Here is an 11517-nt window from a genome sequence, read left to right as displayed (position 1 = left end):
TGCAGCCTATGCCTGGTTGTACAGATCCCAGGCTGCGCCGCCATCGGCATCGTCGTGAATGATTGCCATCAGCCCGCGCACGACAGCGCTCGGGTTGGCATGCTGGTAGATGTTGCGGCCATAGACCATGCCAAGCGCACCCTGTGCCATCAAGGCGGCCGACTTGTCGAACACGGCACGCAGATCCTCCTTGCCGCCGCCGCGCACCAGCACCGGGCAGCGCGCCGCCTCGACAACGCGGTGGAAGTCGTTGGGATCGGTGGTCGGGTCGGCCTTGACGATATCGGCACCCATCTCGCGGGCAAGCCGGGTCAAGGTGACGATCTTATCGGCGTCGCCGTCTACCATGTAGCCGCCATGCTCGGTGACCGGCAGCATGGCCAGCGGCTCGATCATCAGCGGCAGGCCGTATTTCTCGCAATCGGCGCGCACGCGGGCGATGTTCTGCACGCATTGGCGGAACAGGTCCGGCTCGTCGGGTAGCATGAACAGATTGACCACGACGCAAGCCGCATCCATCTCGATGGCGCCAAGCAAGGGCTCGGCCTCGTTCTGCAGCACCGCCCACATCGCCCGGTGGCGTATCCTGTTATAGGGATTGCCCATGTCGATGCGCATCACCAGCGCCGGCTTGTCCTCGCCAGGCACGGCCTGCAGCAGGTCAACCTGGCCGTAGTTCATCTGGATGGCGTCGGGGCCGGCCTTGACCAGCTGGTTGACCACGCTGGCCATGTCTTCCAGCCCGGCAAGGAAACTCGGCTCGTTGCAGACGCCATGATCGATGGCGACGTCGAGGCAGCGGCCGCCGCCGAACAGCCGGTTCATACGGACTTTCTTGTTTACGCGCATAGGGCGCTCCTTTGATGTGTCTGGAGGTCGATGCCGTGCCGGTCGGCCAGCAAGGCGAGGAAGGTCGAGCGCTCGGTGGCAGCCTCGCTGGCGCTCCAGTCCTTGTGCGCCGCCAGCATGTCGAGAACGGCGTTGACGAGGTCGAAGCTGAGACCGCCTGAAATGGCGATGGTGGTGCGGCGCAAGAACAGGTCGGCAAGGCACTCGACCTGCTCGCGCTCGATGATGCGGCCTATCTCGCTTGCCGAATAGTCCGACAGTGGCAGCATCTGTTCGCCCGCCGGGTGCGAAACGAAATCCCTGGCCAACGTGCCATAGCGCTGCAGAAGCGTTTGCGCGCGCTCGACCGTCAGGCCATGCTCGGCGGCGAATGATGCGCACCAGGCGTCCGGATCGGCCGGAAAATCACGGCCGCCACCGATGGCCATGTCCTGCGTTCCCTGGCTGCGCGCGAGGCCGAGCCGCTTCAGTGCCATGTCGGCGGCCAGCGCTCCAAACGAACGGAAGGTGGTCCACTTGCCGCCGATCATGCACAGTGTCGCCGGCAGATGCCCGCTCGCTTCTACGAACTCGCAAAAATGATCGCGCGGTATGCGGCTGGTAAAACTGTCCTCGCTGGCGGGCAAGGGTCGCACGCCGGCGAAGCGGAACACGATCTGGTTTTCAGCTACTTTGATCGAGGGGAATACAAAGGCGAGCGACTGCAGGATGTAGCGCTGCTCGTCCTCCTCGCAACGCACCTTGTCCGGATCGTCGACCCGGATGTCGGTCGAGCCGATCAGCACCTTGCCGAGATAGGGAAACAGGATGCAGATGCGCCCGTCCTCGTTCTCGTAATAGACCATATGGCCGCCGAGCGCGTCGAACAGTTCTGCATTGTCGACGATGAGATGCGAGCCCTTGGTGCCGCCCATCATCGTCTGCGCCGCCGCCCCGATGGCCTTGTTGGTCAGGTCGATCCAGCCGCCAGTAGCGTTGATGACCAATTGCGCCCGTACCGGCAGTTGTTCGCCCGTCAGCGTGTCGGTAATGGCGAGGCTATCACCTGTCGACGATACCTGAGCGTAGTTCAAGGCGCGGGCGTTCGCCGCGCTCGCCGTGGCGTCCAGCAGCATCTCCAGGCCGAGGCGTTCGGGCCGGCTCACCCAGGCGTCGTAATAGGTCGCCGAATTGCGGATCGCCGGATTGATCGCCGGCCATTTTCTCAAGGTTTCGGCGCGGCCCCTGAACCTGTGCGTCGGCATCAAACGCCGTGCGGCGGTGAACAGGTCGTACATGGCAAGGCCGGTCTTGATGACCAGCGCACCACGCCGGCTCGGCCGCCGCGTCAGACCCAGGAAACGCACCGCACCGTTGGCAAGGCCGGAGAAAATGTCGAAGATCGGCACCGTCGTCGGCAACGGGGCCACATAGTGCGGGGCATTCCTCAGCAGCCGGTCACGTTCGAGCAGCGATTCGCGCACCAGTTTGAATTCGCCGTTTTCGAGGTAGCGCAGGCCGCCATGCACCATGCGTGAAAGGGCGGCACTGGCGCCGCTGCAATAGTCGCCCTTTTCCGCCAGCACGACATCGACGCCTTGCAGCGCCAGTTCGCGAAAGACGCTGATGCCGTTGATGCCGCCACCGATGACGAGCACGGCGATATCAGGCCGGTCGCGCAGACCGGCTAACGTATGGCTACGGTTCATCGGGGCTGTTGCCTTTTTTTCTCAGGCATCCATCGCGGTGAGATGCGCGGCTGCCGCGGCGTCGATTGCCGCAAGCTCGCCTGCCGCAAGCGTGATCTCCCCGGCCCGCGCATTGTCGAGCGCCTGTTCGGGATTGCGCGCGCCGCACAGGGCGAAGGTGATGCCCGGCTGGGCGAGCGTCCAGGCGATGACGATCTGCGCGGTCGACGCCTGGTGGCTCTCGGCGATAGGGGCGATGGCCTCCTTCAGCTTTGCCACCTTCTGTCGGTTGGCCGTGGAAAAGCGCGGGTTGTCCTTGCGCTGGTCGTCGCCGCCGAATGTGCGGCCGGGGTCGACCGTGCCGGTGAGCAGCCCCAGCGCCAGCGACGAATAGCTGAGCGTGGCGATGTCATGGCGGCGAGTGATCGGCAGCAGGCTGCTCTCGATGTCGCGGTCGATCATCGAATAGCGCTCCTGGATCGCATCGAGCTGGCCGGCATCGATATAATGGCCAAGATCCTCGGCGCTGATATTGCTGGCGCCGATGGCGCGGATCTTGCCGGCTGCCTTGAGCTTTTCCAATGCCGCCATCGTCTCGGCGATCGGCGTCGTCGGGTCCTGCCAATGGGTGATGTAGAGGTCGATATGATCGGTGCCGAGACGCCGCAGGCTCTGCTCGACCTCATAGGCGATGCCGTCGGCGCCGAGATAGCGATGCACTGGCTTGTCGTCCTGGTCGAAGAAATGCCCGCCCTTGCCCGAATGCCAGTTCAGCCCGCATTTGGTCGCGATCACCACCTTGTCGCGCTTGCCCTTGATGGCGGTGCCGACGATCGCCTCGCTGCGGCCAAGACCGTAGGCCGGCGCTGTGTCGATCAGGCTGAGGCCGGCATCGATCGAGGCTTCGATCGCCCGCACCGACTCCTTTTCGTCGGTGCCGCCCCACATCCATCCGCCAATCGCCCAGGTGCCCAGGCCCACGGCCGACGCCGATATGCCGGACTTGCCGATCTGCCGCTGGATCTGTCGAGAATTCATGCTGCCTCCTGTTCGGCCAGCTCGAGGATCTGGAGCCCCGTGGCCTCGTCCGTGACGATGGTGTCGAGATGATTTCCGCGCATTGCGGCGAGGATCGGCGCGACCTTGCTGGCGCCACTTGCAATGCCGATCGAGCGCGGGATGGTCGCGAACTCGTCAAGCGTCAGCGAGACCAGCGAACGGTTGAGCGAGTAATTGCAAAGCTTGCCCCGGCGATCGATGAGATGGGCGAGCAGCTCGCCTGTTGCCCCGGACTTCTCGATCGCCTGGCGATCGGCATTCGAGGACGGATGCAGGTCGTAGTAACTGGAATCGTCGGTCAGGATGGATCCGACACCCACCACCGCGACATCGGCCTCGCGCGCCTTGCGAAACACGTCTGCGACGGAGCTGATGCCCATCAGCATCTCGCGCTGCTGCGCGGTATCGGCAAACAACGGCGCATGGATCTGATAGGCGCGGCCGCCGAGCTTGTCGGCCATCAGCGAGGCGACATGGTTGACATCGGTGTAGTGCTTGCCCTGGACCAGCCCGGTGGCGGGAATGATTTCGACGTCGTAGCGGCGCCCCGGCTTGAGACCGGCGACCAGCGCGCTGACGCCCTTGCCGCCGGTGATCGAGATGGTGTCGCCGTCCTTGATGGTGTCGAGCAGCAGCCCAGCCGCAGCCTCGCCGACCCGCTGCAGGGCGGTGTGCGGATTTTCGGAGACCGACGGCACCACCATCGCCCGCTCGATGCCGCCCAGCGCCACCAGCCGCGCTTCCAGGTCGACCAGATGGTCGATCGGCGACTTGATCTTGATCTCGACGAGACCGAGCTGGTGACCGCGCTTGATCAGCCGGTTGACGGTCGCGTGCGAGATGCCGAGTTCCCCGGCGATCTCGGCCTGGGTCTTGCCTTCGACATAATGCAGGACAAGCGCCTGGTGCATCTGACGAACAGCGGCGATGTCGTCGCGGGTGTTGGGAGGGGCCATGGTCTTGTTTCGCCGCCTTTGAGGTTCAGGACTTCTTGCGGTGCAGGAAGTGATCGATCGACACCGCTGCCAGCAGGATGCATCCCTTGATCATGTCCTGCCAATAGACCGAGACATCGAGCAGGATAAGCGAGCTCGTCACCACCGACAGCAGAGCCATGCCGAGGATCGCCCCGAAGATGGTGCCCGAGCCGCCATTCAGCGAGGCGCCGCCGATGACGGCCGCGGCGATGATGTTGAGCTCCATGCCGGCGCCGAAGGTCGGCGTCGCCGCGCCGAAGCGCGCCATGTAGATGACGCCGGCCACTCCGGCGAGGGTCGAGCACAGCACCGTGACCCAGAACTTCACCTGATTGGTCCTGATGCCGGAGAACTGCGCGGCCTTCTCGTTGGAGCCGGTGTAGAAAACCTTGCGGAAGGCCGTGGCGCGACGCAGCAGGAAGTCGAAGATCGCCACCACGACGATGAAGATCAGGATGACATAGGGGATGTTGTTGAAACTGCCCTGGCCGATGGCCTTGAAGGCCGGCGGCAAGGTGAACAGCGACAGCGGCGTGCCCTTGGTGACCACCAGGCACATGCCGCGCACGATGACCATGGCGGCCAGCGACGTGATGAAATGATTGAGCCCTATCACGGTCACGAAGAAGCCCATGGCCGCGCCGATCAGCGCGCTGACGCCGATGCCGATCAGGCTTGCCGTCCAGGGATCGAGCCCGGCGAGGAACAGCGCACCCGAGACCACCATCGAGAAACACACGACGGAGCCGACGGAAAGGTCGATGCCGCCGACGATGAGCAGGACGGTCATGCCGACGACGACGATGCCTTCGATGGAGAAGCTCATCAGCATGGCGCGGAAATTGCCCCATGTCAGGAAGTGCGGCGAGGCGAAGCTCATGGCGATGCACAGCGCCAGGATGATGACGATCAGCCCGGCCTCGCGCATCGAGGCGAGGTGAGCGAAGTTGATGCGCCGCCCGGCGGACTTGATCTCGGCGTGCACGAGCGCTTCTCCTGATTCCCTAGGCGACATTCTGGGCCTGCCTTTGAATTGAACTGTCCTGGACGCCCGAGGCGAGCATGATGATGGCTTCCTCGCCGAGCTCGCTGGCGGCGAGTTCGCCGGCGATCCTGCCTTCGCGCACCACAAGAACGCGGTCGCACAAGCCAATCAGCTCCGGCAGTTCGGACGAGATGATGATGACGCCGACACCGCTGCCGGCTAGCTGGCGCAGCAGCCGGTGAATCTCGACCTTGGCGCCGACATCGATCCCGCGCGTCGGCTCGTCCATGATGATGACCTTGGGACTGACGGACAGCTGCTTGGCGATGGCAACCTTCTGCTGGTTGCCACCGCTCAGCGTCGACACAGTGGCCTCGATGCCGGCCATGCGCACGCCGAGCCTGCCGGTCAGCTCCCGCGCCTGACGATCCTCGGCCTTGCGGTCGAGCAGGCCGAGGCGCCCGGTGAGCCGGCCGAGGTCGAGCGCCGATATGTTCGCCGCGATCGGCAGATCGAGGAACACGCCGGAGCCTTTGCGATCCTCAGAGAGATAGACCAGCCCCGCCTTGACCGCATCGCCATAACTGCGCAGCCGCAGCTGCTTTCCGTCGAGCGCGACGGTTCCAGAGGTCATTGGCCTGAGGCCGCAGACCGTCTGTGCGATCTCGCTACGGCCGGCGCCGATCAGGCCGCCTATGCCCAGAATTTCGCCAGCGCGAAGCTGCAGATCGACGTCGGCGAAGCGGCGCCCATCGGAAAGCCCCTCGACCGACAGGAGAAGGCGCCCAGGCTCTTGCGGCGCCAGCTTGTCGGGATAGAGCTGGGTGATTTCGCGGCCCACCATCTTGCGCACGACATCGTCGGGTGAAACGGCGGCTATCGCATCGGTCGCCACGTAGCGGCCGTCGCGGAAGACGGTGACGCGGTCGCAGAGCGAGAAGATCTCGGCCATGCGGTGGCTGATATAGACCACCGAAATGCCACGTTCCCTAAGCCCGCGCACGATCGAGAACAGGCGTTGCGCTTCGCTTTCGGTGAGTGCGGCGGTCGGCTCGTCGAGCATCAGCACCTTGCAGTCGAGCGTCAGCGCCTTGGCGATCTCGACAAGCTGTTGGTTGGAAATGGAGAGGTCGGCGACCCTGGTGCGCACCGGAATGGGCGCGAGCAGGTCCACGACCTTCTGGGCGTCAGCGTAGAGCTTCTGGAAATTCATCAGCGGCGCGCGCCGGCTGTTGATCGCGGCCATGTAGATGTTTTCGGCAACGGTGGCGTCCTGGCAGAGCGCGATCTCCTGGTGGACGAGCGCGATGCCGAGACGTTGGGCGGCCGCGGGCGAGTGGATCGAAACTCGCTCGCCATCGATCAGGATGTCGCCCTCGTCGGGCTGCAATACACCGGCGATCATGTTCATCAGCGTCGACTTGCCGGCGCCGTTCTCGCCGCACAGCGCATGGATTTCGCCGCGCCGCAGCTCGAACCGCACGTCGTTCAGTGCCTTGACCGGGCCGAACGCCTTGGACAGGCCGCGGATTTCAAGAATGGGCGACTGGGTCACGCCATGCTCCTGCGATGCTTGCGGGGGAGGAAGGAGGCCGAAGCCTCCTTCCCGGTTGGTCCGGCCTTGTGGAGGCCGGGGCGGCGATCGAGACTATTCCTCGATGCCCTTGGTGCCGCGACGCTTGAGGTACTTGTCCCAGTAGAAGTCGTCCGCATTGTCCTTGGAGACGATGGAGAAGCCATTGTCGACGAAGGGCACGCTCATCGGGTTGAAACCCGAACGCTTGGCGTCGTTCATCGGATCGATCAGGCCGGGATGCTTGGCCATCCACAACAGCATGAAGCCCATATAGCCCTGCATGCCCTGGTTGGGATTGACCGAGCCGAAGATCTCGCCGGCCTTGATCATGTCGAGGATCTTGGCGTTGACGTCGGCGAGCATGACGCGGATCTTGCCGCCGCCTTCCTTGGCGGCCTGGGCAGCACCGATGGCCGAGTTGGCCTCCGGCATGAAGACGGCGCCGAGGTCCGGATGCGCCTGCGCCAAGCTCAGAACCGCCTGATAGGCCTTGGTCGGATCCTGGTTCGAAGCGGCGCGGCCGACGAGCTTCATGTCAGGCCATTTGGCTTCCATGCGGGCAACGAAGGCGTTGACGCGCTTGTCGTGGTTGTCCTGGCCGGGATTCTCCAGCACCGCATATTCCCCCTTGCCATCCATCGCCTTGGCAACGGCGTCGGCGGCATAGGTGCCTTCGGCATTGTTGTCGGAGGTGATGTAGGAGACGCGCTTGGAATTCGGCGAGTCGGCGGCGAAGGTCACCACCGCGGTGCCCTGCTCGATGGCGCGGTTGATCGGCTCGATGAACGGATCGGAGTTCATCGGGTGTACCAGTATGCCGGCAGGCTTCTGCGCCAGCGCCTGGTCGAAGGTCGCGATCTGCTTGTTGACGTCGTATTCCGGCGTACCCGTATAGGCGGTCTCGCAGCCGAACTGCTGGCCGGCCTGCTTGAACATTTCATAGACCGGGAACCAGTATTCGACGCCCGAGACCATCACGTTCATGACGTATTTTTCACCCGGCTCGCATTTGAACGGGTTAGGGGTTTCGGCGCGTACCTGCATCGACCCGAAGCAGGTCGATGCAGCCGCCGCGATTGCGAGCGTGCTCAGAAATTTGCGCAAGTTTCCTCCCTTGGCCGAAGCCATCCTCAATGACCGTTGCAGGCACTCAGTGAGCGCTGCCGTATGGATTTGATGATGCCGACCTTCCTCCGAAAGCCGACGATCGGGACATTACAGCCCGGGCGCGCATTGTCAATATAATTCACATAGTGAAATATATTTCATACTCTACTTCAAGGGGATTCCTACGCTCCGGTCGACGAGGCTGGGCGCGGCCGCCAAGATGCCGTACGGGCTGGGCAAGGCCTTACCGGCCTTTGGCCGCGAAACCGGAGAGGGTGGCGGAGTATCCGCACGGGGGGCTCGCATGGTACCCTCCCGCCGGCCGCGTCTTTATCGCCTGAAGCCCCCGATCCTGTCTTTGATAGATCTGTTCCGGGCGCAGCGTGACGCTCTCCATATGTCCGCTTGGCCAGAAAGTCGGCTGCAGCTTCGGCTTCGCTTTCGGGGGCCTGAGCCTGGGCAGATCGATGGCCACCCCAGCCGCATATCAAAACGGCGCGCGGGCATTTGTGGCTGGCGGGCTGTTTTTGAAGTTTGGTTTTGGGGAGAGGATTTGCGTTTTCTGTCTGGCGGCTTGGCTTGGCTGGTTGCGGGCGCCTGATGACAGGCCGGCAGCACGGCACGGCACAAAACAAAAGAGCCCGCACGATGGCGGGCTTTTTTGAATTTGGTTGCGGGGACAGGATTTGAACCTGTGACCTTCAGGTTATGAGCCTGACGAGCTACCGGGCTGCTCCACCCCGCGTCAATTTTTGTGTAAGCCGAGGCCTACAGATAGGTATATGGCTGACCAAATGAAAGGGCCGCTTACGCGGCCCGTGATCCCTTGGCGGGCCATTTCATAAAGAGAAGATTTCTCTCCATCCGATTTGGATGTGAGATCAACGTGCGTTTGGCAGACCTGGCAGCGACCTACTCTCCCGCGTCTTGAGACGAAGTACCATCAGCGCTGGAGCGTTTCACGGCCGAGTTCGGAATGGGATCGGGTGCAGCCGCTCCGCCATAACCACCAGGTCGGCAAAACGCACGTTGTTCGAGAAGCTTTTGAGCGAAGGCGCACAAAGAGACATCGGCAGCGGAGCTGTCGGGTGCCTCTCGGGGCTGTTCGCTGGTCTTTGTGTGCCTTTACGGTTCTTGGTCTGGCGCCTTTCGAAGCGAAGCTTCGCAAGGTCGACCGACCGTCGGCGCTGATGCGCCGCACCCACGTAGCGCCGCCCGCAGGGCGGAACAAGCGTGAGTGAGAACAGACCATCTGACTTTGTCAGATGGGCATAAGGAATGAGAACGATCAAGCCGATCGAACTATTAGTACCGGTAAGCTTCAAGCGTTGCCGCTCTTCCACACCCGGCCTATCAACGTGGTCGTCTTCCACGGTTCTCAGGGAATACTCGTTTTAAGGTGGGTTTCCCGCTTAGATGCCTTCAGCGGTTATCCCGTCCGGATATAGCTACCCTGCTATGCGGCTGGCGCCACAACAGGTCCACCAGAGATCCGTCCATCCCGGTCCTCTCGTACTAGGGACAGATCCTTTCAATATTCCTACACCCACGGCAGATAGGGACCGAACTGTCTCACGACGTTCTGAACCCAACTCACGTACCGCTTTAAATGGCGAACAGCCATACCCTTGGGACCTGCTCCAGCCCCAGGATGCGATGAGTCGACATCGAGGTGCCAAACAACCCCGTCGATATGGACTCTTGGGGGTCATCAGCCTGTTATCCCCGGCGTACCTTTTATCCGTTGAGCGATGGCCCTTCCACGCGGGACCACCGGATCACTATGACCGACTTTCGTCTCTGCTCGACTTGTCAGTCTCGCAGTCAGGCAGGCTTATGCCATTGCACTCAGCGAACGATTTCCGACCGTTCTGAGCCCACCATCGCGCGCCTCCGTTACTCTTTAGGAGGCGACCGCCCCAGTCAAACTACCCACCATACATTGTCCCGGACCCGGATAACGGGCCGCGGTTAGACATCCATAGTAATAAGGGTGGTATTTCAAGGGTGGCTCCACCTGAGCTGGCGCCCAGGCTTCAAAGCCTACCACCTATCCTACACATGCCACTACGAATGCCAATGTAAAGCTATAGTAAAGGTGCACGGGGTCTTTCCGTCTAACCGCAGGAACCCCGCATCTTCACGGGGAATTCAATTTCACTGAGTCTATGCTGGAGACAGCGGGGAAGTCGTTACGCCATTCGTGCAGGTCGGAACTTACCCGACAAGGAATTTCGCTACCTTAGGACCGTTATAGTTACGGCCGCCGTTTACTGGGGCTTCGATTCAGAGCTTGCACCCCTCCTCTTAACCTTCCAGCACCGGGCAGGCGTCAGACCCTATACGTCGTCTTGCGACTTCGCAGAGCCCTGTGTTTTTGATAAACAGTCGCTACCCCCTGGTCTGTGCCACCCTCCTCTACTTGCGTAGAAAAGGGTCACGCTTCTTCCGAAGTTACGCGTGCAATTTGCCGAGTTCCTTCAGCATAGTTCTCTCAAGCGCCTTGGTATACTCTACCAGACCACCAGTGTCGGTTTCGGGTACGGTTTATAAGGAGGAGCTATTTCCTGGAACCACGCAGCAGCCCGTTCAATCCGATAAGATTGGACTACCTCAATGATCCGTCACTACCTCCAAGCCCACGAATATTAACGTGGTTCCCATCGACTACGCGTTTCCGCCTCGTCTTAGGGGCCGGCTAACCCTGCTCAGATTAGCTTTAAGCAGGAACCCTTGGTCTTTCGGCGGGGGAGTCTCTCACTCCCCTTACGTTACTCATGTCAGCATTCGCACTTCTGATACCTCCACCACCCCTCACGGGTATGGCTTCATCAGCTTACAGAACGCTCCGCTACCGCTTGGCCCTTGCGGACCAAACCCTAAGCTTCGGTGTATGGCTTTAGCCCCGTTACATTTTCGGCGCAAAGACCCTTATTTAGACCAGTGAGCTGTTACGCTTTCTTTAAATGATGGCTGCTTCTAAGCCAACATCCTGGTTGTTTTGGGATCCTCACATCCTTTCCCACTTAGCCATAACTTGGGGACCTTAGCTGTAGGTCAGGGTTGTTTCCCTTTTCACGACGGACGTTAGCACCCGCCGTGTGTCTGCCGACTAGTACTCCCAGGTATTCGGAGTTTGGTTAGGTTTGGTAATCCGGTGAGGACCCCTAGCCCATCCAGTGCTCTACCCCCTGGGGTATTCGGTCGACGCTCTACCTAAATAGATTTCGCGGAGAACCAGCTATTTCCGAGTTTGATTGGCCTTTCACCCCTAGCCACAAGTCATCCCGAACTATT

The 11517-nt window shown here is 61.6% G+C and carries 7 protein-coding genes, 1 tRNA gene and 2 rRNA genes (1 of these 10 only partly in view); all 10 read right to left on the bottom strand.

Annotation, left to right across the window (positions count from 1 at the left end; all coding sequences use genetic code 11):
- Window positions 1–6 precede the first annotated feature (6 nt).
- Window positions 7–849, bottom strand: a complete 843-nt coding sequence (locus AC0NIL_RS08565) for a class I fructose-bisphosphate aldolase (protein WP_064995521.1) — start codon at window positions 847–849, stop codon at window positions 7–9.
- Window positions 840–2537: a glycerol-3-phosphate dehydrogenase/oxidase gene (locus tag AC0NIL_RS08560; RefSeq protein WP_064995520.1), complete on the bottom strand. Its 1698-nt coding sequence runs from the start codon at window positions 2535–2537 to the stop codon at window positions 840–842. The genes AC0NIL_RS08565 and AC0NIL_RS08560 overlap by 10 nt, the downstream gene beginning before the upstream one ends.
- Window positions 2538–2558: 21 nt before the next feature.
- Window positions 2559–3554 carry an aldo/keto reductase gene (locus tag AC0NIL_RS08555; RefSeq protein ID WP_064995519.1) on the bottom strand — a complete coding sequence of 332 codons (996 nt, stop codon included), beginning with the start codon at window positions 3552–3554 and terminating at the stop codon, window positions 2559–2561.
- Complete coding sequence (locus tag AC0NIL_RS08550) at window positions 3551–4531, bottom strand: sugar-binding transcriptional regulator (protein ID WP_024504451.1); 981 nt, start codon at window positions 4529–4531, stop codon at window positions 3551–3553. The genes AC0NIL_RS08555 and AC0NIL_RS08550 overlap by 4 nt, the downstream gene beginning before the upstream one ends.
- Window positions 4532–4556: 25 nt before the next feature.
- Complete coding sequence (locus AC0NIL_RS08545; RefSeq protein ID WP_224674565.1) at window positions 4557–5480, bottom strand: ABC transporter permease; 924 nt, start codon at window positions 5478–5480, stop codon at window positions 4557–4559.
- A 76-nt stretch (window positions 5481–5556) separates the two neighbouring features.
- Window positions 5557–7092 carry a sugar ABC transporter ATP-binding protein gene (locus AC0NIL_RS08540; RefSeq protein ID WP_473572612.1) on the bottom strand — a complete coding sequence of 512 codons (1536 nt, stop codon included), beginning with the start codon at window positions 7090–7092 and terminating at the stop codon, window positions 5557–5559.
- 93 nt (window positions 7093–7185) lie between these two features.
- Window positions 7186–8217, bottom strand: a complete 1032-nt coding sequence (locus AC0NIL_RS08535) for a substrate-binding domain-containing protein (protein WP_013529471.1) — start codon at window positions 8215–8217, stop codon at window positions 7186–7188.
- Window positions 8218–8888: 671 nt separating this feature from the next.
- Window positions 8889–8965 (bottom strand) — tRNA-Met (locus AC0NIL_RS08530).
- A 154-nt stretch (window positions 8966–9119) separates the two neighbouring features.
- Window positions 9120–9234: ribosomal RNA gene (rrf, locus tag AC0NIL_RS08525) — 5S ribosomal RNA — on the bottom strand.
- A gap of 270 nt (window positions 9235–9504) precedes the next feature.
- A 23S ribosomal RNA gene (locus AC0NIL_RS08520) occupies window positions 9505–11517 on the bottom strand (it continues 809 nt past the right edge of the window).

The sequence above is a fragment of the Mesorhizobium sp. WSM1343 genome, from assembly GCF_055901535.1.
Note: the sequence above shows the minus strand (reverse complement) of the source record. Positions and strands in the feature narration are given on the sequence as shown.

Bases quoted from the DNA above. Each gene is read 5' to 3' on its own strand.
- AC0NIL_RS08550 (WP_024504451.1), bottom strand. From the start codon at position 4,531: ATGGCCCCTCCCAACACCCGCGACGACATCGCCGCTGTTCGTCAGATG.
- AC0NIL_RS08545 (WP_224674565.1), bottom strand. From the start codon at position 5,480: ATGCGCGAGGCCGGGCTGATCGTCATCATCCTGGCGCTGTGCATCGCC.
- AC0NIL_RS08555 (WP_064995519.1), bottom strand. From the start codon at position 3,554: ATGAATTCTCGACAGATCCAGCGGCAGATCGGCAAGTCCGGCATATCG.
- AC0NIL_RS08560 (WP_064995520.1), bottom strand. From the start codon at position 2,537: ATGAACCGTAGCCATACGTTAGCCGGTCTGCGCGACCGGCCTGATATC.
- AC0NIL_RS08565 (WP_064995521.1), bottom strand. From the start codon at position 849: ATGCGCGTAAACAAGAAAGTCCGTATGAACCGGCTGTTCGGCGGCGGC.